The sequence below is a fragment of the Pseudomonas hefeiensis genome, from assembly GCF_030687835.1.
GTDB lineage: Bacteria > Pseudomonadota > Gammaproteobacteria > Pseudomonadales > Pseudomonadaceae > Aquipseudomonas > Aquipseudomonas hefeiensis.
Map to the genome: position 1 here is coordinate 3,326,489 of NZ_CP117449.1, position 26,153 is coordinate 3,352,641.

The following is a 26,153-nucleotide window of genomic DNA, read 5'->3' on the forward strand; positions in this document are numbered from 1 at the left end:
GTCTAGTTGATCTGCACCGAACCGCCCTTGATACGGTTCACGCCGGATGACCGGCTCGAGAGGTAGGTCCCTCGAATCAGCACCTTGCCCTCACGCGTGAGGGTGATGCTTGCCTTGCCGCAGCGCAGGACGATTTCCCGCTCCGCGCTGAACTCCAGGCGCTCGCCGTCCAGGTGGGCGACGGCTGGCGTTGTGGTTTGCGGCAGACGCTGGATGCGACCGATCACCAGCGGCCGGGTCAGGTCGCCGGCCTCGAACATCAGCGCGACCTGGGCGCCGATGTCTTCACGGGCGAGTGGGGTGGTGGTGCGCGCGACGAGGCCGGTTTCGCCGGGGCAGCCAGGGAAGGCGACCACAGGGGCATCTGCACTGGGCACATCCAGCAGCACCCCAATCACAACGCCATCCACGCGCGCGGGCGTGGCGGTGGAGGAAACGGTTAAATGATATTCAACGGTCATGGCGCCCACTCCGTGGCTAGTTCTGCAGGATTTTCTGGCCTTTGACGACAACGTTCTTGTTCGCCTTGATGTTGATGGCGCCGGAGCCGTCGATGGTGATGTTCTTGCCGCTGATCACGATGGTGCCGTCCTTCTTCATGGTGATGCTCGCCGCACCCGTGGTCAGGCTGATGGAGTCGCCGGCGTTGAGGGAGAAGTGCTTGCCAACGTCCAGGCTGTCGTTCTGCTTGATGTCAGTGGTGCGGCTCTGGGCGACGTCACGGGATTCGTTCTGGCCGATCCGGGTGCTCTGGTTGCCATTGATCTCGATCCCTTCGTTGCCCTTGACCGTTTCGTTACGGTTGCCGCTGATGCCGATGGTCTCGTTACCGCCCACGTCTTCGGTGCGGTTACTGACGATGGTGATATTTTCGTTGGCACCGACCTTTTCCGTGCGGTCCGCGCCGATGGTGATGGTCTCGTTGTTGCGCACGTTTTCGGTGCGGTTGGCGCCGATGGTGATGTTCTCGTCGCTGCCCACATCTTCGGTGCGGTTCACGCCGATGGAGATGGTTTCGTTGTTGCCGACGGTTTCCTTGCGGTCCACGCCGATTTTGATGGTTTCGTTGTTGTCCACCGTCTCAGTGCGGTCGTGTTTGACGTGCACGGTTTCGTCGTTGTCGATGGTCTTGCTGCGGTCATGGCCGACCCAATGGGTCTCGTCGTTCTCGACCTCGATGTCCTGGTTTTTTTCGGCGTGGATAAACAGCTGTTCGGCGCCTTTCTTGTCCTCCATGCGGATTTCATTGAAGTTGGCCGGTGAACCGCCCTTGCTTGAACGGCTTTTCACCCCGTTCTGGGTGGCATTGGCCGGCAACCCGTAGGGCACGGTCTGTTCGGCGTTGTAGACGCGACCGGTGATGATTGGCCGGTCCGGGTCGCCTTCGAGGAAGCTGACGATCACTTCCTGACCGATCCGCGGGATCTGCACGGCCCCCCAGTTTTTGCCAGCCCAGGCCTGGGACACGCGAATCCAGCAGGAGCTGTTTTCGTTGGATTGGTCATGGCGATCCCAATGGAAATGCACCTTGACCCGGCCATACTGGTCGGTCCAGATCTCCTCGCCACTGGGGCCAACCACCACAGCGGTCTGCGGCCCGCGGACAATGGGCATGGGCGTCAGAGGGAGAGGGCGGAAGGCCTGGTTGGCATCCATGCAGTCCAGCTCGCTGACGAACTGTTCGGCGATGTCCGACTGGCCGCTTTCATAGACTTCCTGACGGATCTGATAGCGCGCGACCACCACCAGGTATTCGCGATTCTGGTCCGCACGGTCGTAACCCGTCAGCGTGAACAAATGGCCGCAGCCCAGCCCGCGGGCGCGTCCGCACAACTGCACGCGCTCGAACTGGCTGTGAATGGCTTCGATGCGGGTACGCGCGTAGTGATCGCCGTCGTTGCTCTGCAGGTATTCACCGGGGTAGTCATAGAGCCGGTGGTCAGCGTTGCTGTGGTTGCGTACCACACTGGAACGCACCTCAAGGCTGGCGCGCGGGCGCAGGAAGTCATAGTCGTTCAGCGCCAGCGAACCAGGCTGGACTTCCCGCGCCAGTTGCCAGTCGTAGAAATGATCGCGTTCGCGCATTTGCCGATCGGGCGGATAGAAGGGTACCGAGTCGTAGTCCGCCGGCGCGGAGTGAGCGCCATAGGCGTCGGCCAGCACCAGTACATGACGCTCCTTTTCATGGCGGAAGAAGTAATAGATACCTTCCTGTTCCATCAGCCGGCTGACGAAATCGAAGCTGCTTTCGCGGTACTGAACGCAATATTCCCATTCGCGGTAGCTGGCGCTGAGGCTGTCTTCGAAATCAGAGAAACCGAGGTCGCGAAACACCTGCTTGATGATGTCCGGCACCGTCTTGTTCTGGAAAATCCGACAGTCCGAGGTCCGCGTGAGCAGCCAGAACCACGGTCGCAGACTGACGCGGTAACCCGCGAACTGACCGTGGCCGGTCAGTTGTCGGCAGCTACAGACAATCCCGTGGAAATAGCGTTTGCCTCCGTTGTACAGCTCCAGGGTCAAGCCCATCGGCTTGCCCAGCAACTGATCGAACTTGATCGCCCGGTCTTCGGAGGTAAGGTCCAATTCGTAGTGAAACAGCCGCCCCAGCTCTTCGCTGCCATCCAGGCTCTGCAACAATAGGACATCACCGCCGAGGGGACTGTCGACCTGTACCAAACGGTTGTTTTGAGTGATTGCCATCTACGGCTTCCTTGGCTCGTGTTCGGGCGTCAGTTGGCCGTAAGGAAGGCGGCGTACTCAAGGTCGTCGCCACAGGGAGCAGCAGGGGGCGTTGTGTCGAACAATCGGTGTACATTCACCACAGAGGTGATCTCCATATCGGCCCTGCGATCTGCACTGAGTCAGAGCGGACGTATGATTAGATCCGTCTCTCTGACAATAGCACATGGGTCGGGAGGCAATCGCCGGAGAGCGGACGGCTAGCCTCGAAGCCTTCCTTGGCAAGACGTGGCGGTCTGCAAATCATGCAGAGTGCTCCAGGTTGGCGACAGGCTGAGCTTTTTTCCGGTGGCGCAGGTTATCGAGTGCCACGAACACCACCGGCGTCGTCAGCAATGTCAGCACCTGGCTGAGCATCAAGCCACCGACAATTGCGACCCCGAGCGGTTCGCGCAACTCGGCACCCGTGCCGAAGGCCATCATCAAGGGCACGGCACCGAGCAGGGCGGCCAGAGTGGTCATGAGAATCGGCCGAAAACGCGCCAGGCACGCCTGATGGATGGCGTCGCGAGCGGACAGGTTGCGTTCGCGCTGTGCGTGGATGGCGAAGTCGATCAGCAGAATGCCGTTTTTCTTGACGATGCCGATCAGCAGGATCAGGCCGATCAGTGCCATGATCGAAAAGTCCAATTGCCAGGCCCACAGCAACACAATCGCGCCAATGCAGGCGGACGGCAGGGTTGAAAGGATGGTCAGTGGATGCACCAGGCTTTCATAAAGCACACCCAGGATGATGTAGACGGCCACCAGCGCGGCCAGGATCAAAAACGGTTGGCTGGCCAGGGACGACTGGAACGCCTGGGCAGAGCCCTGGAAGGTGCCGTTCACAGACGTCGGCATGCCGATCTCGCGTTCGATGTCCTGAAGTGCCGCCACCGCCTGCCCGAGTGCAACTCCAGGGGCGAGGTTGAAAGACAGATTTGCGGCCGGCAGCATGCCGTTGTGGTTGATTACCACAGGACCGCTCGCCGGCGGCTCGATCCGCGCAAACGTGAGGAGTGGCACCATCTGCCCGGTCAGCGGCGAACGCAGGTGGAAGTAACTGAGGCTTTCGGCATTGCCGCGTTGTGCCGTGCTCAGTTCGAGTATCACTTGGTATTGGTTGACCTCGGTCTGGTACTCGCTTATCTGCCGTTGTCCGAAGGCATCGTACAGCGCGTTGTCCAGGTCTTGGGCGGTGAAGCCATAACGTGCGGCCTCGTCGCGATCCAGGGTGATACGGGTGATGTTGGCATCCAGTTGCAGGTCATGGGAAGCATCACGGAACAGCGGGTTGGCCCGCAGCCGATCGGTCAGCGCGGTGGCCCAGGTCGCCAGCTCGGCACTGCTCTGCGCACGCAACACGTATTGATACTGCGCCCGGGGCTGGCCGGCACTGAGGTTGATGTCCTGCACGGCGCGCAGAAACACCTGGATGCCAGGCACCTGCGCCAGTTGCGGGCGTAACCGGTCAATGACCTGACTGACCGTCTCGTCGCGCTCCCCCGGGTCGTTCAACACCAGCCAGACCCGACCATTGCCGATCGAGTCGGTGATGGTGCCACCGATGGCGTGGTTATAACTGATGACCGCCGGATCCTTGCTGAAAATCGCTTCCAGTTGTTTGTGTTTCTCGACCATCTCCTCATAGGGGATGTCGGCGGAGGCCTGGGTAAACCCCTGGATGAAGGCCGTGTCCTGCAATGGAAAGAAGCCTTTGGGAATCATGATGAAACTGGCCACGCTGAGGGCCACGGTTGCAAAAAACACGCCTAACATGATTCGCTGATGACCAAGCGTCCAGGTCAATGTGCGATCGTAGCGTTTTAGCAAACCGGCGAAGAAGTCTTTGTCTGATTCGACACGATGGCTGGGCGCCTTCATGAAAAGGGAGGCGAGCGTCGGGGCCAGGGTCAGGCAGACCACTGCCGAAAGCATGATGGCGGCCACGGAGGTCAGGGCAAACTCGCGGAACAATCGACCGATCACGCCACCCATGAAGAGCAGGGGGATGAAGGCGGCAATCAGCGACACACTGATGGACACCACCGTAAAGCCGATTTCGCTGATGCCCTTGAGCGCCGCTGTGCGTTTGTCCTCACCCAGCTCCAGGTGTCGGTGGATGTTTTCGATCACTACGATCGCATCATCGACGATGAAACCGACCGCGATGACAATCGCCACCAGCGTCAGGTTGTTCAGGCTGAAACCGGCCAGGTACATCACCGCGCATGTCGACACCAACGATACCCCCAGCACAGTGGTCACGATCAGCGTGGCTGACAGTTGTCGCAGGAACAACGCCATGACGCCGATTACCAGAATGATCGCGATGCCCAGCGTCAACTCCACCTCATGCAAGGAGGAGCGGATGGTGCGGGTCCGATCGTTCAACACGTCGACCGTCATGTCTGCTGGCAAGGACGCCTTGAGATGGGGGAGGGCTGCCTGAATACGATCGACGGTGGCGACGATGTTGGCCCCCGGCTGTCGCCGGATCACGAGTACGACGCCCGATTGGCCATTGGGCCAGCTTTGCGTGTAGTCATCCTCGGAGCCTAATGTGACCCGTGCCAGATCCCGTACCCGCACCGCCGAGCCGTTGCGGTAGGTGACAATGACATTGTCATATTCGCGGGGTTCGAAGAGCTGATCGTTGACTTCCAGATGGGAGACTCGGTGTTTACCGAACAAAGCCCCCTTGGGCAGATTGACGCTGGCGCTCTGCACTGCGGTGCGGATGTCTGCCAATGTCACACCGGCGGCCGCGAGAACCTCTGGACGGGCCTGGATACGGATCGCCGGGCGGCGCTCGCCCACTACGTTGATCAGGCCAACTCCCGCCAGCTGACTGAGTTGCCGAGAGAGCACGGTATCGGCCAGATCACTGACTTGCATCAGCGACAAGTTAGCGGAGTAAGCGCTGAGAATCAGGATCGGACTGTCGGCAGGATTGACCTTGCGCCATACCGGCAGGCTAGGCATGTCACTGGGCAAACGCGCCGACGCATTATTGATTGCCGCCTGGACTTCCTGCGCGGCCGCGTCGATATTTTTGTCCAGCGCGAACTGCAGCGTCAGCGTCAGCATGCTCAACGAACTGGCCGAGGTCATCTCGGTAATGCCGGGTATCGAGCTCAGTTCGACTTCCAGCGGCGTCGCTACCGAGGAGGCCATGGTCTGGGCACTGGCTCCCGGCAGTGTCGCGGTGATCTGGATCGTCGGAAAATCGGCTTCCGGCAGCGGTGCGATGGACAAACGGGGGTAGGCGATCACCCCGAGCAATACCAGAGCAAAACTCAACAAAATAGTGCCGATGGGGTGATCCATACACCAGGCGTAGACATTGCGGCCGGCCATCAGAAAGCACTTTCGCTGGCGACCGAGGAGGGTGCTGTATCGCGACCATCAAGCATGTGTACCTGCGTGCCCGGACGCAGCCGTGAATAGCCGTCGTCAACGATCCGGTCGCCGGCTTCAACGCCTTCGACCACCGCAATGTCAGCGTCGGCGTAGGTGACCGTCACTGGCTGAGGAGAGGCCTTGCCGTCTCTGACGCGCCAGACGAACGTATTTTGCGCGCCCTGTCGCAGAGCACGCTGCGGCACCACCATGGCCTCGCGCAGTATCGCGGCCTGCACAGTGATCACCACCGATTGATCCGGCCATAGGCGTCCCTGGGCGTTAGCAAAGTCGCCTTTGATCCGCACCGTCCCAGTGGCGTCGGAAACCCGGTTATCGATCAGGCTCAGGCTTCCCTCGCTCAAAAGTTCACCGCCGTCGCCCGAGTACGCGCGAAGGGTCACCGGCGCTTGCCCTGCGCCGGCAACCAGCGTACGCAACTGCGGCAGGAGCGCCTGGGGAAGCGCGGCCTCGATGCTGATCGGGTCCAGCTGAACCACTGAAAACAAGGCTTGCGTGTCACTGGCCCGGACATAACTGCCTTCATGAACGTTACGGATGCCGATCCGACCATCAGTAGGGGACAGGATCCGGGTATGGGACAACTGCACCTGATTGGCGGTGACGGTCGCTTGCTGGCTCTGCACCGTTGCGCGCAATTGAGCAACCATCGCTTCTTGCTGGTCGAGGGTTTGCGCCGATATAGCCTGGTTCGTGGCCAGTACACGGTAACGCTTGAGATCAAGGCTCGCCGAAGCCAACTGAGCTTGAGCCACAGACGTTTGTGCCTTGGCGTGCTCCAGGGCGGCAATGATGGCGCGATCATCGATACGTGCCAGGAGATCTCCGCGCTTGACGACCTGACCTTCTTTGACCGGCAACTCCAGCAGAAAGCCGTCAAGCTGGGAGCGGATTTCGACGCTGTGCAGAGAGCGCACGTTACCTATCGCGTGGATGAGTACAGGCACGTCGCGGTGGCGCATTTCGATTGTACTGACCGGAACCGTAGGCGGGGCGGTTGTCACAGCAGCCACCGACTCTCGCGACCACAGCCACCACGTTGTGCCACCCATGATCAACAAGCTGCCAAGTGTCAGCGACACACTGAAAACGGTACGGGGGATCTTCGATTGCAACATGACGACAACTTCCCTGCGCAGTTTAAGATTCACGACATCGCGATCAATCCATGGCCAGTTCGGACCGAGGATTTAAGCGGTTGCTGTCATTTGCATCGCCACCGCCAATGCCCGGGTTGCCGGGGTGCTCTTGAGCCCCGGCCTCCAGCACCTGCGCCATAACCTCAGATTGCCAGGCGAAGTACGGGTTGTAGGTCAACCGTGCGTGGACTTTGCCTGGCTCACGATAACCCCAGTCCGAATACCAGACAGGGCCACCTGCCTGGCATTGCTGGTACGCCGTGTCGCTCTGGCCGTTCCAGCACAGGCGCTGGTTACCTTGTCGACCGTATTGCGGATTGTCGGGGGAGAACAGCACACCCATATGGGAAAACTGACTGATCTGCTCGGCCGGCAACTGGTCGCTGCGCACCAACACGCGTGGACTTTGCAATTCGTTGGCGAGGTTGCCGTACCAGATCATCCGCGACCCCGGATTGGGGAAACGCCGATTGAAAGAGTCCCGTACAAAGGCCACATCCACCACCGAATCATGGGCAGCACTGACCACCAGTACCGGGCGGTCGAAGCCGTGCAATGCCAGCTTGCTGCGCACGGCGGTACTGCTCAGGTAAAACTGGGCGAAGCCATTGGTCGGCACGTTCTGGTAGCGCAGTGACGTCTGCTGTGGGGCCGCGCTGGCCGGCTGCCGTAGCCACGGTTTGACCTTTGCCAGCCACGGCAACACCCAATCAAACGGAACGTTGGACTTGAACGCCGGGGAAAACAGCAGCAGCCCGGCGATCGACTGATCGTCCATGGCGTAAGCCACAACCAGGTTGGCACCGGTGGAGAAACCGCCGAGGTAGACGTGGCCGACATCTTTGCGTAGCAGCGTCACCTGTTGTTCCACGGTTCGACGCCAATCATTGATATCAACGTCGAGCATATCGGCCGGCCGGGTGCCGTGTCCGGGCAGCAGCACGGTGCGTACCCGATATCCTCGGCTGGCCAGTTGTGTCGCGATATCTACGAATGAGCCAGGCGAATCGCCAAGGCCATGAACCAGAAGAACACCTCTACCATTGGGTTGCACGGGCACCCACTCACGGGGAGCGTTCCAGGCCAGTTCCAAGGTGTGGTCGGGATTCTGAAAATGCCGATTGCGCTCAATCTGTGCCAGAGTTTGCAAGCGATAGTCGCCGAAGCTGACCGGCGCTGGCTGGGCGACCTCGACCGGGGCGCGCGCGCAACCGGTAAGGCCGATCAGCAAGAGCGCGTAGAGTGCTTTCATCGGTTTTCCTGTGTGTCCATGTTGATATTCCATCAAAAACGAAAGATGTACCCCGCAGGCGGTGTCATCGATATACCGTTCTTTCGAGCAATTGGCTTCTGAACGGGAAGTGGCCGGGACGGGCGCCCGTGGCGTTGCAAATCGCATTGCACAAAGCCCGGACGACAGGCACGTAAATAAGCTGGCTGGGCTGGCGGGCCTCAAGGGTCTGAGTGGGATTGATCAGGTACACCGCGATTTGCCTCGGCAGCAACGAGAGGAGTGGCCAGTTGGTGCAACTGTCATCTACCGGGCTCGGATTATCCGTGGGGGAGCCATTATCACAGGACGTCACGAACGCCACCCCCATCAGGCAGGCGCCTTTAAGCTGCGAGCGCAGGCGACCAGGGTTCTCTACAAGCCCCAAGTCCGCGACAACCACCATGTCATGAACGCTCACGCGACCCTCGTCGCTCACCTCGACGTCGAGCACGACTGCCACGCAGGTCTGCGAGTCATAGTGTGCGGCGATGCCCTGCGCTCGGCCATGTCCTGAGGGTTTGCCCCAATGCCCCTTGGTGGCCGCTTCGGCGATGACGTTGCGCATTCGATTGGCATCGAAACCTGATGGCGGCCCAGTGCCGTCGCTCACCGTGGACGCCGAATCAATCAGGGACAACAGGTAGTCCTTTTGATCCAGCTTGCAGGCTCGGACCTGCGCGGCCACCAATCGCTGCTCGGCGAACACGCAGAGCAGCAGGTCTTTTCTATCCAGATTGCTGTCAAGCGTCGATGGCCAGGTGAATTGATTAAGAGCGCTGTCGTGGGTATCAGGATGGCTCATTTGCGTTTCTCCTTGCGGCTGACATCGCAGGACCAGTCATGGCGTTACTTTAGGTGGGCGGAACTGACGTCAGGGTGACTGGCGGCTGACAGGAACATGTCAAACGCCACGCTGCTCGAACTGATTGACCGTGCACGGGTTACTTCCTGCTGCTGATTATCTGAAAGTGTCATCAATAAATCGGGCAGGAGCTTACCGTTGTCATTACTGCACCAACTTGCCAAGGTGGGTGGGTGAGGGTGCCTATACGTCGGATAGCGCACCAAAGTTTTTTAGATTTCCTGTTGAAAGCGTTTTAATCGCTGCTGGCGGGCTATGAGGGCTATGAGGGCTGGTGGACAAGCAGATCGTCGCCAAATACGCAGGGCTGAAAATTGAGTCCGGGCAAGGCTGTTCCGAGCGGATCGCATGTCTGTTGAGATCCGTCGTTTTCTGCAACGGCTGAGGAATCACAGCAGTTTGAAGTTGTACTCAAGGATAAAGTAAATGCGGTCGATGTCCGGCCCGCCTTGTGCTTCGTTCGCCCGATGAGAAACGTGGGTGAAATGCACTAAAAGATCTTTCGCCGGCCCCGGACTGGACGGTGTAGCTTAGATCAATGTCGCGCTCCCAGTGCTTCCCGCCTTTGCCTTGCTGAGGGACATACTCCTGTTCGCTAGGATCAAAAGGGAAGTAAGCCCCTCCTTGCGGCGCATGAGTACCGTCGATATCACGTCCAGTCACATACCGTGACATGAACTTGAGCCCAGGAAATCCCATGGATGCGAAATCCAGGTCGTAGCGGGCTTGGTAGGAACGCTCATGGGGGGCCATTGAAATCGGCGAACTTGATGGCGTTGGCTAGGTATATGGAGTCGCCCCCTACGAAATCGAAAGGCGTGTCACCATGATTTTTTTGGACCGCCAGGGTAAAGGCTTGGTTGCCAATATTGTGTTTGGCAGAAAGGCTATAAGCTGTTGTGTTGATGCCTCCCGCAACTGAGCGCCCGTAGTCAATCGTATGGTAGATGTTGAAATCTACAAACGTATCCCAGCGACGGACATACACGTTCGCATAATACTGTCTCCAAGTGTCTGTTAGCTGGGATGAATACAGCCTGGCGCCTAGGTTCTTGTTGGACGTGAGGTCAGCCCCAACGAAGCTGATTGAGCCCATATCGGTGTTAACGCCATACCCGGCAAAATCCCCTTTAGAAGAGGAGGAGTCCTGGTTTTTGAATGCCGTGAATTTGCCACCGACCAAGTGTATGCCAGTAAGCTCGTCACTTTCTAAGAGCCATCCCGTTGCGTATTCGGGTTGCAGACGTTTGTCGGAAGTGTCGAAGACTGGGGTTTCCACTTCCATCTCGCCGAACTTGATAAAGGTCTGCGAGAGGCGAGTCTTGATCACGCCGCCACCGTCGCTGAAGTTTTGTGCGGACTCTCCATCACTGTCGACGGGTAAAAGCCCGGTTCCTGAGTGTCCCTTACCGCCATCGAGTTTTTGCCCGACAAAAGCATGCACATCCACACCAAAACCAAATGTTCCGGGCGTGAAGCCTGACTCAAACGTCGTGATGAAGCCCTGTGCCCATTCTCGCTGGTAATTTTTCGCGGCGTTTTCGGAGCGGTTATCATTGTTTAAGAAGAAATTTCGGCTGATAACGTTGAGCGTTGCGTCCTCTAGAAAGTCCGAGGTTTTGGGCTCTGTCGAGTCTGCAGCCATAACCTTTCCAACACACAACAGGCAGCAGCAAAGCACCGGGTTCTTCATGGTGTACCTCGCGTTTGTGTGGCTGACGCGCGGGCGACGTTGTGCTGAACGTGGGCCATAATAATGTCCTTGAAACGATGGGAATGCGCCAGCGCATTACACGAAGGGTCAGCACCACCTCCTTTGGATAAACAGGTATGCGCAGAGGGTTTCATTCTTGGTTGCAGGGCCGTGGCTTGCGAGTTAAATGTTGTTAATTCCACAGACCGATGATTTCCGTAAGCACCCGCGCAGCATATAGCCACCAGAGAATCCCAAGGGCCGTTGCCCCCAGTTGCACAGCGCGATCACCGGCAAACACGGGAGCCTGCAGCGGGCTGACGTCGGCATTGATGATGCTGATCGGGATCGATGCGAATGCGCACAGGCAGGCGCTGGACAATCTTCGTGAAGTTGCCAGTGCAGTGGGAGACATAGACTGATGTGGTGGAAAGAGATTCTGGTTTTCAAGTCTGAGGGACCGGTGGCCGAAGCCGGCGGCAAGCTCGAAGGCTCTGGAGGCAGGGAGCATAGGTCGTTGATTTCGGAGGGTTCTGGTAATTCGTGGCAAAGTCCGGTTTTAGGGTGCAGGTGACACTATGAGTAAACACCTTTACACATCGCGTTTAACATAATATACATTACACGTAACAATATATGTCGGCACCTGCCGGACTATCCGGCAGATTTGCCGCCAGACGCTTTCCATCACCACCGCTCATTGCATCGCTGAAAAACCTATTCGCTACGCACCAATTCTTTGACGAGCATCATTCCGGCAACCACCCAATCTACCAGCGCGTTCGCAACGTCATGCCCATACTACGCGGGTCCCCGGTCAGCACCCCGTAGTCACCCGCGCCAAGCCGGGCGTACACGGCAGTGATGTAGTTCTCGTCGAACAGATTGCGCGCCCACAGTTCGGCTTCCCAACGCCTGTTGCTGCGGCGCAGTCCGAGACGCAGGTTGGTCAGCCCGTAGGATGGCTGATAGCTGCCTGGGCCACCCTCGAGCGTGCCGTAGTAACCGCTGCGGAATTTGTAGTCCAGGGCGCTGAACAGTTCCAGGCCATGCTCCAGTGGGTGGCGATAGTCGATTCCGGCATTGGCGTTCCACTGCGGAGCGTTGAACACGCGCTGACCTCCCAAATCGCACGACCACTGTGCGCTGGTTGGCGAGCACGGCGCGTTGGGGAAATCACGGTAGCGTGCGTCACTCCAGGCGATTCCCAGTCGCAGGTCAACCCGTTCGTTGGCACGTAGTTGCGCGTCCAGTTCGATACCACGCAGGCGCACTTTGCCGACATTGATCAGGTTGTCGCGGATCGGCGGTGAGAACTGGTCCGCCGGCGCACGGTTGGTCAATGCCTGGTAGTCGTCGACATCGGCCTGGTACACCGCCAGATCGAGGACGCCCCGTTCGTTCCAGAAACTGCGCTTGAGCCCGACCTCGACCGAGGTGACCCGCTCCGCATCGAATGTCGATGAGACATTGGGGCCGATCACGTCGAGGTTGATTCCACCGGCCTTGTAACCGCGCGACCAACTGGCATAGCCGAGCAAGTCATCGGCAAACTGGTAGCTGAACGTCAATTGTCCGGAAAGGTTGCTCTCCTCGATCGCATCACGTCGGTAGTACTCGCCGCCGAGTGCGGTGCTACGCAGCAACGGACCCGCCAACTGCGAGATCAGGTCCGGCCCCAGTGGCGCCAACCCCGAAACGCTGCGCGACAGCCAGCCTTGCTTGCGCTCGCGGGTGTAACGCAGCCCTGGCGTGATCGCCAGACGGTCCGTGGCATGCCAGGTGAGTTGGCCGAACACGGCGCGGCTGTCGGTGCGCTGCTGACCATCAAAGTCCTGCTGCGCGCCATCAAGCAATGAGGGGGCAATCATCCCGGGCGTAACGCCCAGCCAGTCGATTTCCGGTCGATCACCCAGAAAGTAAGCCGCCGCGTCCTCGCCGAAACGCACGCCCACCTCACGGTTCAACTTCTGCCGCAAATAATAAAGCCCCACCACGTAGTCGACGTGTTCGTTGGGTGAGTCGGCCAGACGCAACTCCTGGCTGAATTGATGGTGATTGAGCGTTACGGCGGCGTTCTCGGCGACGGACAACGCCATGCCATCGCCGTCCTGATCAGCGTCATAGGTCCAGTCCCGGTAACGGCTGATGCTGGTCAGCGTCGCGCGGCTGTCGAGCAACCAGTTCAACTCCAGCGTAGTACCGGTCTGCAGCGTCTTCACCGTGTTGGGTTCGTCTTGCTGCACGCGGCGCGCATAAGGATCTATGGGCAGTTGGCGGTAGCCAACGAAGGCGGCTCGCTCGATGCTCGACTGGCTGTAATTGCTCGCCGCAAAGACATTGCCCTGCTCGTCCTGCCAACCATACTCACCGATCAGCCGCGCGCTGAACACTTCGCTTGGCGTCCACAGTAACTGACCCCGTAGACCCTGGCGGTTCTGGTCACCCAGGTGGCTGCCGTCGTAAGTGTTCTCCATGAGCCCATCGCGTTCTACGTCGTAACCGGTCAGGCGCCCTGCCAACACGCCATCGATCAGCGCGCCTGAAACCGTACCGCGATACTGACGCAGGCCATCACTGCCGACCGATACCTCGCCACTGCCCTGCGGCTCGAAGGTGGGCGCGCGGCTGCTGATGTTGATCGCACCCGCCGTGGTGTTCTTGCCATACAAGGTGCCCTGTGGTCCCCGCAACACCTCGACCCGCTCGATATCGACCAGATCGACCAGCGACATGCCCTGGCGCCCCAGGTAAACCCCATCGAGGAACACCCCGACACTGCCGTCCAGACCATCGTTGTAGGAACTCGAACCGAGTCCGCGAATACCGTAGCTGGCATAGCGCGTATTGGGCACCGCCACCAGCAGACTTGGTACGCGTTGTTGCAGGTCCTCGGCACGGTAGATACCCGCGTCGTTCAACTGCTCACCATTGAGCACGTTCATGGCAATCGGCACGGCCTGCACGCGCTCCTCACGGTGGCGGGCAGTGACCTTCACCTCGTCGAGTACCAAGACCGAAGGCCGGCCAGGCTCTGCATGTTCCGCACCAGGATCCTGATCATCAGCCTGTGCGCCACTCAGATAGAACCAACATACAACATGAAGCAGGCATCCATAGCGCACTCTGGGCTCGATCATCCTGGACACAGCAAACCTCTGATAGCGAACTGACATATAGCCTCTGCGAGGCTACATCATTCAGACTATGGAAAAAATCGTAAACGCTCGGGACAATCCAGCCCCAGGGTGCGGTAACAGCCAAGAACTGCTTGCATCGCGCGTTTGAGCTTGTAGGATCCGCGCATTGTGACTGGATGGCCGAGATTCACCTGGGCCAAAACCGACCGTTATCACACTCATTCGTCTACCCTCACCAAGCGCCATGCGGTTGTTCGCGAGTGTCTGGCGCTTCAATATTCTTGCGTTCACGTACCGGAGATTTTCCATGTTCAAGCGTTCCCTGGCATTGGCCGTCGGCTTGACCCTGTCTTTCAGCGCCTTGCTGGCCCAGGCCGCCGACACCCTGAAAGTCAGCGCGATTCCCGATGAAGCCCCTACCGAACTGCTGCGCAAGTTCAAGCCCTTGGGCGCTTATCTTGAGCAACAGACCGGCATGAAAGTCGAGTTCATTCCGGTGAGCGACTACCCGGCTGTGGTCGAGGCACTGGCCACCGACCGCATCGACCTGGCCTGGCTGGGTGGTTTCACGTTCGTGCAGGCACGCTTGAAAACCGGGAATGCGATCCCGCTGGTGCAGCGCGAGCAGGACGCCCAATTCACCAGTAAATTCATCACCGCCGACCCTGCGGTCAAATCCCTCGCCGACCTCAAGGGCAAGACTTTCGCGTTCGGTTCGGTATCTTCCACTTCTGGCAGCCTGATGCCGCGCTATTTCATGCTCCAGGACGGCATCAAGCCGGAAAGCTACTTCAGCCGCGTAGGTTACTCGGGCGCCCATGACGCCACCGTCGCCTGGGTCCAGGCCGGCAAAGTGGACGCTGGGGTACTGAACGCCAGCGTCTGGGAAAAACTGGTCGCCGCCGGCAAGGTCGACACCGCCAAGGTCAAAGTGTTTGCCACCACCCCTGCCTACTTCGACTACAACTGGACAGTGCGCGGAACGCTCGACCCGGCGCTGGCGGCCAAGATCAAGGCAGCCTTCCTGGCGCTCGACCCGGCGAACCCGAAGGACAAGGAAATCCTCGATCTGCAGGCTGCCAGCCGCTTCATCGAAACCAAGCCTGAGAACTACAAGGGCATCGAGGAAGCCGCACGCGCCGCCGAACTGCTCAAATGACATTACATCTGACCCAGGTCAGCCTTACCCACGCCAATGGCGTCCAGGCGCTACGTGGCGTGGAGCTGCACATCGGTGCCGGCGAACAGGTCGCCATCATCGGTCCGTCCGGCGCGGGGAAATCGAGCCTGCTCAATCTGCTGGGCACGGCTCTGCGACCGGGTGACGGCGAAATGCAGGTACTCGGCGAGCGAGCCTGGCAGTTGTCTGCCCGCCAGCGCCAGCGCCTGCGCGCGCGCATCGGCCTGATCCACCAGGCGCCGCCTTTGCCACCGCGCCAGCGCGTGGTCACTGCGGTGCTGGCCGGCAAACTGGGTCAGTGGGGCATGGGCAAGAGCCTCCTAAACCTGCTGCACCCGCTGGATATTCCCGGCGCGAGGGCGGCATTGGCCAGGCTGGATCTGAGCGACAAGCTGTTCGCGCAATGCCAGCAACTCTCCGGCGGCCAGCTGCAGCGCGTTGGTATTGCCCGTGTGCTGTATCAGGCTCCTGAGGTATTGTTGGCCGATGAACCTGTTTCGGCCATGGATCCAGTGCTGGCCGAGCACACCCTTTCAGTGCTCTGCCGCCATGCCCGGGAGCACAACGTCACCCTGGTCGCCAGCCTGCATGCGGTGGACCTGGCCCTGGCGCACTTTTCCCGGATCATCGGCCTGCGTGACGGACAGATCCTGTTCGACCTGCCGACCGATGCCGTCGACCGTGGACGGCTCGACCAACTCTACGCCAATGAGCAGTTGCAACCCTCGCCGCCACCACCCTCCCCCTTGAGTGTGCAGATCCCCCGATGCTGACACGCGATACCCGAGACCCCGCCAGCGGACCTCGCCTGCTGCTTTGCCTGTTGGCCCTTGTCCTGCTGTGGCCAGGCATTCACTTCAGCGAGCTGGACCTCGGCGTGCTGGTGGCAAGCGACAGTCAAAGCGAGATGGGCCGGTTTGTCTCGGCCTTCTGGCCACCGGCCCATGACGAAGCGTTCATGGAGCTCCTATTGCAAGCCACCTTGCAGACCCTGGCCATCGCCACGGCCGGCATGGCCCTGGCATTGCTGTTCGCCGTGCCCGCCAGCCTGCTGGCCAGCCGTGCCCTGTCGCTGTCTGCGGCCTCCCGTGGCGGCCATCCGGGCTGTTGGGGGCAACTGTTGCGGTGGCCGGTACGCGGCTTGCTGATTTTCCTGCGCAGCGTGCCGGAAATCGTCTGGGCCCTGCTCTTCGTGCGCGCCGTCGGCCTTGGCCCGACCGCCGGGGTGCTGGCCATCGCCATTACCTACAGCGGCATGTTGGGCAAGGTCTACGCGGAAATCTACGAGTCGGTCGACCAGCGTCCGGCACATGCGCTGCTGCAGGCCGGCAGCGGCCGACTGGCAGCCTTCTGCTACGGCATCCTGCCCAATGTCGCGGCAGAGCTGCTGTCCTACACGGTGTACCGCTGGGAGTGTGCGATCCGCGCCTCGGTGGTGATGGGCTTTGTCGGTGCCGGGGGCCTGGGCCAACAAATGGACCTGTCGTTGCGCATGTTCGCCGGTGGTGAAGTGGCCAGCATGCTGTTGACGTTCCTCGTTCTGGTCCTGCTGGCCGATCAACTCAGTCGCCTGCTGCGCTGGAGGCTGGCATGAACCGCCTGTTCAACGCGGTGTTGCTCCTGTGCATCGGCGGCGCCGTCGTCGTCTCGTTCGCCTATCTGGGCATCGACCTCGGCCAAATTGGCGACAGCGGCAACCTGAACCGGATGGGTGCTTATGCCCAGCGTTTTCTCAGCCCGGACCTGAGCCCCGGCCATCTGAAAGCAATCGGCCACGGCGCCCTGGAAACCATCGCCATGTCCGCCCTTGGCACCCTGCTCGCGGCGGTGTTCGGCCTGATCCTGGCCTTGCCCGCCGCCGGACGCTTCGGTTGGCCGATGCAAAGCGCCTCGCGCCTGGTACTCAACGCCTTGCGCGCGGTTCCGGAGCTGGTGTGGGCGGCGCTGATGGTCCTGGCTGCAGGGCTGGGCCCCAATGCCGGCACCCTGGCATTGGCGCTGCACACCACCGGCGTGCTCGGCCGGCTGTTTGCCGAAGCACTGGAAAACACCCCACCAGAACCGGCCGAAGCCATTCGCCTGCAAGGTGGCAATGCGGTATGGGCGTTCTGTTACGGCACCCTGCCCAACCTGATGCCGCAGCTGTTGGCCTACATCCTCTACCGCTGGGAAAACAACATCCGCATGGCCAGCGTGCTCGGCTTCGTCGGCGCCGGCGGATTGGGGCAAATGCTTTATGTCAGCCTCAGCCTGTTCCAGGAGGCACAGGCCAGCACGGTGATTCTGGCGATGCTGTTGCTGGTTCTCGCGGTCGATACGCTGAGCAGTTGGAGTCGTCAGCGCTGGGTCAAGGTCTGAGCGCTGCTGCGTAGCGGCGAGTTTGCCACCCTACCCTCAAACCGGAGCGGTTGCCCCACTTGCCCGCGGTTTGAGTGGGACCGCTGCGGGCTGTCAGCGAACTGAAATATCCCCGACTTATTCTGCTGATGCGCGCATTGCGGCGATGTGCGGGTTGTACGTGCCTGCCCGTTCGGAAATGATCCAGGGAGTCCGCCATGAAAATCAGTGTATTCGGTAGTGGTTACGTGGGATTGGTGCAAGCGGCGGTGTTGGCCGAGGTGGGCCATGACGTGGTGTGCATGGACATAGACGAACAGAAAGTCGAAAGCCTGAGCCAGGGTCAGGTGAGTATCTTCGAACCCGGTCTGGCCGCGCTGGTGCGTGAGGGGTTGGAGGCCGGACGCCTGCATTTCACCCACGATGACCAGCTTGCCGTGCAGCACGGCCAGGTGCTGTTCATCGCCGTGGGTACGCCTTCCAGGGAAGATGGCTCGGCCGATTTGAGTCAGGTCCTGGCCGTCGGTGAGGCGGTGGCTCGTTACCGCGAACAACCGCTCCTTGTCGTGGAGAAATCCACCGTACCGGTGGGCACCGGTGATGCCTTACGAGCGCACATCGACAAATGCCTGCTCAAGGCCAGCCGTTTGTTGCAGTTCGATATCGTGTCCAACCCCGAGTTTCTCAAGGAAGGCTCGGCGGTGGCCGATTGTCGCCGCCCGGATCGCATCGTGATCGGCTGCGAACGCGATGAAGTGCGCGACACCATGCGCGACCTGTACGCCCCCTTCAATCGCAACCACGACCGGATCCTGTTCATGGACCTGCGCAGCGCCGAGCTGACCAAGTACGCGGCCAACGGCATGCTGGCGACGAAGATCAGCTTCATCAACCAGATCGCGGAGCTGGCGGAACACCTGGGCGCTGACATCGAATCCGTGCGCCTGGGCATCGGTGCCGACTCGCGCATCGGTTATCACTTCATTTACCCGGGCTGCGGCTACGGTGGCTCGTGTTTTCCCAAGGACATGCGCGCGCTGATCCACACGGCCGAGCAAGCCCACTGCTCCAGCGATCTGCTGCAAGCGGTGGAAACCATCAACCAGCGGCAGAAGCACAAGCTGTTCGAACGCATCCAGGCGTTCTACAAAGGCGACTTGCGCGGTAAAACCTTCGCGGTGTGGGGCTTGGCCTTCAAGCCCAACACCGACGACATGCGCGACGCGCCGAGTCGTACACTTCTGGAGGCGCTGTGGGCTGCCGGCGCCAGTGTCCGCGCCTTTGACCCGGAGGCCATGCAGCAGACCCAACAGCTTTATCCCGACGAATCGAAGCTGATGTTGATGGGGACGCCGGAATCGGTTTTGCCGGGAGCCGATGCGCTGGTGATCTGCACTGAATGGCAACCGTTCAAGGCGCCGGACTTTGACCTGATCCAGCAACGGCTCAAGGCTGCGGTGATTTTCGATGGTCGCAACCTGTATGACCCGGACCGTATGGCAGACAAGGGCTTTGCCTATTTCCCGATAGGACGCGGGCAATCGTGCAACCTGCCTATTGCTCAGCAAACCTGGTTTCAAGCCTCCAGAAGCGCATGACGCTCTTAACATCAAAATAAATGCACTCAAACAGCATTAATATGAATTTGTAAGCAAGGGTCGCGAACGGCACACTGTGCAGCGTTCCTCCCCCAACTGTTGGAACACTTAAAGGGCTTTCAGGGATTCTTCCGTAAGCCCCTTTTTTTGTTCGTTTTTTGGATTTTCGCTGAATGCTTTCTCGCTGGTTCCCCGCTGCTATCCATACCCGCCCCACCGAATGGAGCCGGGCCGCCATCGGCATGGCCCTGGGTACGATGCTCAGTGTCTGGCTGTGTGGCCAGGTCTTTGGCCTTGAGGTGGCGCAGCACCTGATTGGCCCGCTCGGCGCCTCGGCCGTGCTGTTGTTTGCCGTCTCTTCAGGCGCCCTCGCCCAGCCCTGGTCGATTGTCGGCGGTTACCTGTGTGCATCAGTCGTGGCATTGCTGGTGGCCCATGTCCTGGGCCGCACGTTGGGGAGCGCCTGTCTGGCGGCCGGCATGGCGCTGGTGTTGATGTGCTGGTTGCGTTGCCTGCATCCTCCGGCGGGCGCCCTGGCGGCGACGATGGTATTGGCCGATCCGTCGATCATCGCCTTGGACTGGCAGGCCGTCGGTGCCGCCATGCTGGCCGGTTCCACTCTGCTCTTGAGTGCATTGGCCTACAACAACCTGACGCGGGTGCGTTACCCAAAGCGAGCCAGCGAACCGCCTCCCGTCATTCCCGCTGACCATTCTCCCGTCGACCGTCAGGCCATTACGGCCGAAGACCTGAAACTCGCTCTTGAGCAAATGGAAGCATTCTTTGACGTAACTCCCGAAGATCTCGAGCAATTGATCCACGCCAGCGAACGCAATGCCAGGCGTCGCAGCATCACGGAGGTGCTGTCAGGTCGCGGCTGAGCCTGTGGCTGCTATAAATATGCAGACAGGACCTGCACGTATCCCGGTTGTGCAAGGCAAATTTGCACTGGTACGATCCTGACCGGGTACGCGCAAAAAAAATCACAAAGAACAATAAAAGCAGGGAGTTAGCGATGACAGCTCAGGTTTCATCACAAGCCTCGGGGCCCATCGAAGCCGTGGCTCATGAAGTGTTGGTCGAAGTGCGCAACCATGTCGGCCACTTGACCCTGAACCGCCCCGCCGGCCTCAATGCCCTGACGCTGGGCATGGTGCGCAGCTTGCAGCAACAACTCGATACCTGGGCCCTCGACCCCCAGATTCGCGCCGTAGTACTGCGCGGTGCCGGCGATAAGGCGTTTTGCGCTGGCGGCGATATCCGCTCGCTGTACGACAGCCACAAACAGGGCGACAGCCTGCACCAAGACTTTTTCGTCGAGGAATACGCCCTCGATCTGACGATTCATCATTACCGCAAACCGATCCTCGCCCTGATGGACGGTTTCGTCCTGGGCGGCGGCATGGGGCTGGTGCAAGGTGCCGACCTGCGGGTAGTGACCGAACGTAGCCGCCTGGGCATGCCGGAGGTCGCCATCGGTTACTTCCCGGACGTCGGTGGCAGCTATTTCCTGCCGCGTATTCCGGGCGAACTGGGCATCTACCTGGGGGTCAGTGGCGTACAGATCCGTGCTGCCGACGCGCTGTATTGCGGGCTGGCCGACTGGTACCTGGAAAGCGACAAGCTCGATCGGTTCGACGAGCGTCTCGACCGCCTGGAGTGGCACGACACACCGCTCAAGGACCTGCAAGGCCTGCTGGCGAAACTCGGTATGCAGCAGTTGCCCGCCCCGCCTCTGGCCGACTTGCGTCCGGCCGTCGATCACTTCTTTGCCCTTGCGGACGTGCCAAGCATGGTGGAGCAGTTGCGCCTGGTCACCGTCGCCAACAGCCATGAATGGGCGCTAAAAACCGCTGATCTGCTGGAGACGCGCTCGCCCCTGGCCATGGCCGTGACCCTGGAAATGCTGCGTCGCGGCCGGCTTTTGAGCCTGGAAGACTGTTTTGCCCTGGAGCTGCACCTGGACCGTCAATGGTTCGACCGCGGCGACCTGATCGAAGGCGTGCGCGCCTTGCTCATCGACAAAGACAAGAACCCGCGCTGGAACCCGCCGACCCTGGAGGCGCTGGATAAGCGCCACGTGGCGAGTTTCTTCGACGGCTTCGACGACCACGGGAACTGAACCATGCACGACCTTGAGCTGACCGAAGAACAAGTGATGATCCGCGACATGGCCCGGGATTTTGCCCGCGGCGAGATCGCCCCCCATGCCCAGGCCTGGGAAAAAGCCGGCTGGATCGACGATGCCCTGGTGGCGAAGATGGGGGAACTGGGCCTGCTGGGCATGGTGGTGCCCGAGGAATGGGGCGGCACCTACGTCGATTACGTGGCCTATGCCCTCGCGGTGGAAGAAATCTCCGCGGGCGATGGCGCCACCGGGGCGCTGATGAGCATTCACAACTCGGTGGGTTGCGGGCCGGTCCTCAATTTTGGCAGCGACGAACAGAAACAGACCTGGCTGGCCGACCTGGCCAGCGGCCAGGCCATTGGCTGCTTCTGCCTCACCGAACCCCAAGCCGGCTCCGAAGCCCACAACCTGCGCACCCGTGCCGAGCTGCGGGACGGCCAATGGGTCATCAATGGCGCCAAGCAATTTGTCAGCAACGGCAAGCGAGCGAAGCTGGCGATTGTCTTTGCGGTGACAGATGCTGAGCTGGGCAAGAAAGGTATTTCTGCGTTTCTGGTGCCGACCGACACGCCGGGCTTCATCGTGGACCGCACGGAACACAAAATGGGCATCCGCGCTTCGGACACCTGTGCCGTCACACTGAACAACTGCAGCATTCCTGAGGCCAACTTGCTGGGCGCCCGGGGTAAAGGCCTGGCGATCGCCCTCTCCAACCTGGAGGGTGGTCGCATCGGCATCGCGGCGCAGGCCCTGGGCATCGCCCGTGCGGCGTTTGAAGCGGCCCTGGCTTACTCGCGGGACCGGGTGCAGTTCGACAAGCCGATCATCGAGCACCAGAGCATCGCCAACCTGCTGGCCGACATGCACACCCGCCTGAACGCCGCCCGCCTGCTGATCCTCCACGCTGCCCGACTGCGCAGCGCCGGTAAACCATGCCTGTCGGAAGCCTCCCAGGCCAAATTGTTCGCTTCGGAAATGGCCGAGAAAGTTTGCTCCTCGGCCATGCAGATTCATGGCGGGTACGGCTATCTCGAGGACTATCCGGTGGAGCGCTACTACCGCGATGCGCGGATCACCCAGATCTATGAAGGGTCAAGCGAGATACAGCGAATGGTCATCGCCCGGGAGCTGAAGCACTATTTGGTGTGATGGCTGAAAAAAGCATCGCGATCAGGCTCGCTCCCACAGGGGCCAGTGGTGTACACAGAGATTGCGTACACCGCCGATTCATTGTGGGAGTGGGCTTGCTCATGAAAGCGCCGGGGCAGGCGACTTCTGTCCTGAATGCACCGGCGTCTTCGCGGGCAAGCCCGCTCCCACCGGGTGTGGCGGTGTGCGCGGAGATTGCGTACACCGCCGATTCATTGTGGGAGTGGGCTTGCTCACGAAAGCGCCGGGGCAGGCGACTTCTGTCCTGAATGCACCGGCGTCTTCGCGAGCAAGCCCGCTCCCACCGGGTGTGGCGGTGTGCGCAGAGGTGCGTACACCGCAAATCCACTGTGGGAGCGAGCCTGCTCGCGATGGCGTCAGTCAGAACGCCGCCTTACTTGTCCTGAAACTCCGCCGCCCGCTTGGCCACGAACGCCGCCATGCCTTCCTTCTGATCGTGCGTGGCAAATGCCGCGTGGAATACCCGGCGCTCGAAGCGCACACCTTCGGACAGGCTGACTTCAAAGGCGCGGTTGACGCTTTCCTTGACCATCATGCTGATGGGCACTGACTTGGACGCGATCAGAGCGGCGGTTTTCAGCGCGTCGTCGAGCAATTCATCAGCCGGCACGATGCGCGCAACGATACCGCAACGCTCAGCTTCCACTGCATCGATAAAACGGCCGGTCAGGCACATTTCCATCGCTTTGGCCTTGCCCACTGCGCGAGTCAGGCGCTGGGTGCCGCCCATGCCCGGCAGCACCCCAAGGTTGATTTCCGGCTGGCCGAACTTGGCATTGTCACCGGCCAGGATAAAGTCGCACATCAACGCCAGTTCGCAACCACCGCCCAGGGCAAAACCGTTCACTGCCGCGATGATCGGCTTGCGCCGGTTGGCCACCCGGTCGCTGTCGCTGAACAGGTCATCGAGGTAAATCTGCGGATAGGTCAGCTCCGCCATTTCCTTGATGTCAGCACCGGCGGCAAAGGCTTTTTTCGAGCCGGTCAGCACGATGCAGCCAATCTTCGGGTCAGCCTCCAGCGTATCCAGCGCCTGGTTCAGCTCGCTGACGATCTGTGCGTTCAGGGCGTTCAACGCCTGGGGACGGTTGAGCGTGATCAGGCCGACGCGGTCCTTGATCTCCAATAAAATCGTTTCGTAGCTCATGCAGGACTCCTGTTCAAAGATTGCGCGAAATGACCATGCGCTGAATGTCACTGGTGCCTTCATAGATCTGGCAGACTCGCACGTCGCGGTAGATGCGCTCCAGCGGGAAGTCGTTGAGGTAACCGTAACCGCCCAGGGTTTGCAACGCCATGGAGCAGACTTTTTCGGCCATTTCCGAGGCGAACAGCTTGGCCATGGACGCTTGCACCAACGCCGGTTGGCCGTTGTCGCGCAGAGCCGCGGCGTAATGGACCATTTGCCGCGCCACGGCGATCTGGGTCGCCATGTCCGCCAGACGAAACGCCACGGCCTGGTGCTCGATGATCGGCTTGCCGAAACTTTGCCGCTCGCGAGCATAGTCGCGGGCCGCTTCGAACGCCGCGCGCGCCATGCCCACTGACTGCGCCGCAATACCAACCCGCCCGCCTTCCAGGTTCGCCAGGGCGATCTTGTAGCCCTCGCCCTCCTCTCCCAAACGGTTGCCCACTGGAACACGGACATCCTCGAACAGGATCTGGCAGGTGTCGGAGGCGTGCTGGCCCAGCTTGTCTTCGACCCGCGCCACGCTGTAGCCCGGCGAATCGGTGGGCACGATGAACGCACTGATGCCACGCTTGCCGGCGCTCGGATCGGTCACCGCAAACACAATCACCACCCCGGCGTTCTGCCCGGAGGTGATGAACTGCTTGCAACCATTGAGCACGTAGTGGTCACCGTCCAACCGTGCCCGGGTCTTGAGACTGCTGGCGTCCGAACCGGCCTGAGGCTCGGTCAGCGCAAAGGCACCGAGAATCGCACCGCTGGCCAGGGGGGTAAGGAATTTGGCTTTCTGCTCATCGCTGCCGAACTTGAGGATCGGCACGCAGCCCACCGAGTTGTGCACGCTCATGATGGTCGAGCACGCCCCGTCGCCGGCAGCGATCTCTTCCACGGCCATGGCATAAGTCAGGTAACCCGTGTCGCAACCGCCCCACTGCTCCGGCACGAGCATGCCGAAGAAGCCCAGTTCGGCCATTGCAGCAATGGCTTCCTTCGGGAAACGGTGCTCACGGTCCCATTCGGCAGCGAACGGTTTCAAGCGTTCCTGAGCGAACTGCCGGGCCACGTCGCTGATTTGAGTCTGTTCTTCAGTCGGGAGCATGGTGATTCCTTAATACAGGCATTCAACAGCCATGGCCGTGGCTTCGCCGCCACCAATACAGATGGCCGCAACGCCACGCTTGAGGCCTTTCTGGCGCAAGGCCGAAAGCAGCGTCACCAGGATCCGCGCGCCCGACGCACCGATGGGGTGACCCAATGCGCAGGCGCCGCCATGGACGTTGACCTTGTCGTGGGGGATCTCCAGCTTGCCCATGGTCGCCAACGCCACTACCGCGAAAGCCTCGTTGATTTCAAACAGCTCCACGTCGTCGAGCGACCAACCGGTTTTGTTCATCAGTTTTTTCACCGCGCCGATGGGTGCAGTGGGGAACAAGCTCGGGGTGTCGGCAAATGCCGCGTGGCCGTGAATCACCGCCAACGGCTTCAAGCCTCGCTCCCGGGCCTGGCTCTGGCGCATCAGCACCAGCGCTGCGGCACCGTCAGAGATGGAACTGGCATTGGCCGCTGTCACCGTCCCACCCTCACGGAACGCCGGTTTGAGCGAGGCGATCTTGTCCAGACGGGCCTTGGGCGGCTGCTCGTCGTGGCACACGGTGACCTGTTCCTTGCCGACCATGACCTGCAACGGCACGATCTCGGCGTGGAAACTGCCGTCCTTGATCGCCTGTTGGGCACGGGTGGTGGAAGCGATGGCGAAGGCATCCTGGGCTTCACGGCTGAAACCGTTGGCCTCAGCGCAGTCTTCGGCAAAGGTGCCCATCAGGCGGCCCTTGTCGTAGGCATCTTCCAGGCCATCGAGGAACATATGGTCGAGCACCTTGCCGTGGCCCATTCGGTAGCCGCTACGAGCCCGATCGAGCAGGTATGGCGCGTTGGACATGCTTTCCATACCGCCAGCCACGACCACCTCGGCGCTCCCGGCGACGAGCATGTCATGGGCGAGGATCGCCGCTTCCATGCCCGAACCGCACATCTTGTTGAGCGTGGTGCAGCGGGTAGATTTATCGAGCCCGGCCCCCAGTGCGGCCTGGCGCGCCGGGGCCTGGCCCTGGCCGGCCGCGAGCACACAACCGAACAGCACTTCTTCAACCGCATCAGGCGCAATGCCGGCCCGCTCCACGGCAGCTTTGATGGCGGCGGCTCCCAGTTGCGGGGCGCTGAGGCTTTTCAGTTCACCTTGAAAGCCGCCCATGGGAGTGCGAACGGCGCTGACAATAACAATCGGATCGTGGGACATGACT

The 26,153-nt window shown here is 60.6% G+C and carries 18 protein-coding genes and 2 pseudogenes; 8 read left to right on the plus strand and 12 right to left on the minus strand.

From position 1 onward, the window contains the following. Positions 1 to 2 precede the first annotated feature (2 nt). From PSH57_RS14700 to PSH57_RS14735, 9 genes and pseudogenes are all read right to left on the minus strand, one after another. Entirely contained in the window at positions 3 to 461 is a 459-nt protein-coding gene (locus tag PSH57_RS14700) for a DUF6484 domain-containing protein (RefSeq protein WP_305383668.1), read from the minus strand. A gap of 16 nt (positions 462 to 477) precedes the next feature. After that, positions 478 to 2,703, minus strand: a complete 2,226-nt coding sequence (locus tag PSH57_RS14705; RefSeq protein WP_305415859.1) for a type VI secretion system Vgr family protein — start codon at positions 2,701 to 2,703, stop codon at positions 478 to 480. 282 nt (positions 2,704 to 2,985) lie between these two features. Beyond that, positions 2,986 to 6,081, minus strand: coding sequence for an efflux RND transporter permease subunit (locus PSH57_RS14710; protein WP_305383671.1), 3,096 nt, complete (start codon positions 6,079 to 6,081; stop codon positions 2,986 to 2,988). Beyond that, positions 6,081 to 7,061 (minus strand): efflux RND transporter periplasmic adaptor subunit, encoded by a 981-nt coding sequence (locus tag PSH57_RS14715; RefSeq protein ID WP_305415861.1) that lies wholly within the window; start codon positions 7,059 to 7,061, stop codon positions 6,081 to 6,083. The genes PSH57_RS14710 and PSH57_RS14715 overlap by 1 nt, the downstream gene beginning before the upstream one ends. Before the next feature lie 244 nt (positions 7,062 to 7,305). Next, positions 7,306 to 8,535: an alpha/beta hydrolase gene (locus tag PSH57_RS14720; RefSeq protein ID WP_305383673.1), complete on the minus strand. Its 1,230-nt coding sequence runs from the start codon at positions 8,533 to 8,535 to the stop codon at positions 7,306 to 7,308. Between the two features lie 64 nt (positions 8,536 to 8,599). Next, on the minus strand, positions 8,600 to 9,358 hold the full coding sequence (locus tag PSH57_RS14725; protein WP_305383675.1) for a molybdopterin cofactor-binding domain-containing protein: 759 nt from the start codon (positions 9,356 to 9,358) through the stop codon (positions 8,600 to 8,602). 449 nt (positions 9,359 to 9,807) lie between these two features. Then, positions 9,808 to 11,063, minus strand: a pseudogene (locus PSH57_RS14730) (OprD family porin). A gap of 335 nt (positions 11,064 to 11,398) precedes the next feature. Next, a pseudogene (locus PSH57_RS29315) lies at positions 11,399 to 11,515 on the minus strand (hypothetical protein); the annotation flags it as partial. A 366-nt stretch (positions 11,516 to 11,881) separates the two neighbouring features. Next, positions 11,882 to 14,125 (minus strand): TonB-dependent receptor, encoded by a 2,244-nt coding sequence (locus PSH57_RS14735; RefSeq protein ID WP_305444668.1) that lies wholly within the window; start codon positions 14,123 to 14,125, stop codon positions 11,882 to 11,884. A 433-nt stretch (positions 14,126 to 14,558) separates the two neighbouring features. Here PSH57_RS14735 and PSH57_RS14740 point away from each other — a divergent pair, with 433 nt between their 5' ends. The 8 genes from PSH57_RS14740 to PSH57_RS14775 all read left to right on the plus strand — a co-directional run bounded on the left by PSH57_RS14740 (position 14,559) and on the right by PSH57_RS14775 (position 22,643). Beyond that, a complete protein-coding gene (locus tag PSH57_RS14740; protein ID WP_256230250.1) occupies positions 14,559 to 15,410 on the plus strand; it encodes a putative selenate ABC transporter substrate-binding protein in 852 nt (283 codons plus the stop codon). Beyond that, positions 15,407 to 16,204, plus strand: coding sequence for a phosphonate ABC transporter ATP-binding protein (locus PSH57_RS14745; protein ID WP_305383679.1), 798 nt, complete (start codon positions 15,407 to 15,409; stop codon positions 16,202 to 16,204). Before PSH57_RS14740 ends, PSH57_RS14745 begins: the two co-directional genes overlap by 4 nt. Beyond that, the gene (locus PSH57_RS14750; RefSeq protein WP_305383681.1) at positions 16,198 to 17,025 is read left to right on the plus strand and encodes a PhnE/PtxC family ABC transporter permease; all 828 of its coding nucleotides are present in this window, start codon (positions 16,198 to 16,200) and stop codon (positions 17,023 to 17,025) included. Before PSH57_RS14745 ends, PSH57_RS14750 begins: the two co-directional genes overlap by 7 nt. Beyond that, positions 17,022 to 17,789 (plus strand): phosphonate ABC transporter, permease protein PhnE, encoded by a 768-nt coding sequence (gene phnE, locus PSH57_RS14755; protein ID WP_305383683.1) that lies wholly within the window; start codon positions 17,022 to 17,024, stop codon positions 17,787 to 17,789. The genes PSH57_RS14750 and phnE overlap by 4 nt, the downstream gene beginning before the upstream one ends. A gap of 197 nt (positions 17,790 to 17,986) precedes the next feature. Then, the gene (locus PSH57_RS14760) at positions 17,987 to 19,366 is read left to right on the plus strand and encodes a UDP-glucose dehydrogenase family protein (protein ID WP_305383686.1); all 1,380 of its coding nucleotides are present in this window, start codon (positions 17,987 to 17,989) and stop codon (positions 19,364 to 19,366) included. 173 nt (positions 19,367 to 19,539) lie between these two features. Continuing rightward, entirely contained in the window at positions 19,540 to 20,247 is a 708-nt protein-coding gene (locus tag PSH57_RS14765; RefSeq protein ID WP_305383687.1) for an HPP family protein, read from the plus strand. A gap of 134 nt (positions 20,248 to 20,381) precedes the next feature. Beyond that, positions 20,382 to 21,488: an enoyl-CoA hydratase/isomerase family protein gene (locus PSH57_RS14770; RefSeq protein ID WP_305383688.1), complete on the plus strand. Its 1,107-nt coding sequence runs from the start codon at positions 20,382 to 20,384 to the stop codon at positions 21,486 to 21,488. 3 nt (positions 21,489 to 21,491) lie between these two features. Continuing rightward, positions 21,492 to 22,643 carry an acyl-CoA dehydrogenase family protein gene (locus tag PSH57_RS14775; RefSeq protein ID WP_305415863.1) on the plus strand — a complete coding sequence of 384 codons (1,152 nt, stop codon included), beginning with the start codon at positions 21,492 to 21,494 and terminating at the stop codon, positions 22,641 to 22,643. 394 nt (positions 22,644 to 23,037) lie between these two features. On the opposite strand, the gene PSH57_RS14780 is transcribed toward PSH57_RS14775, so the two are convergent. From PSH57_RS14780 to PSH57_RS14790, 3 genes are read right to left on the minus strand one after another with little or no spacing between them, the layout of a single operon-like run. After that, the gene (locus PSH57_RS14780) at positions 23,038 to 23,811 is read right to left on the minus strand and encodes an enoyl-CoA hydratase (protein ID WP_092398359.1); all 774 of its coding nucleotides are present in this window, start codon (positions 23,809 to 23,811) and stop codon (positions 23,038 to 23,040) included. 13 nt (positions 23,812 to 23,824) lie between these two features. Beyond that, positions 23,825 to 24,952 (minus strand): acyl-CoA dehydrogenase, encoded by a 1,128-nt coding sequence (locus tag PSH57_RS14785; RefSeq protein WP_305383689.1) that lies wholly within the window; start codon positions 24,950 to 24,952, stop codon positions 23,825 to 23,827. A gap of 9 nt (positions 24,953 to 24,961) precedes the next feature. Beyond that, complete coding sequence (locus PSH57_RS14790; protein WP_305415865.1) at positions 24,962 to 26,149, minus strand: acetyl-CoA C-acyltransferase; 1,188 nt, start codon at positions 26,147 to 26,149, stop codon at positions 24,962 to 24,964. Between the last annotated feature and the right edge of the window lie 4 nt (positions 26,150 to 26,153).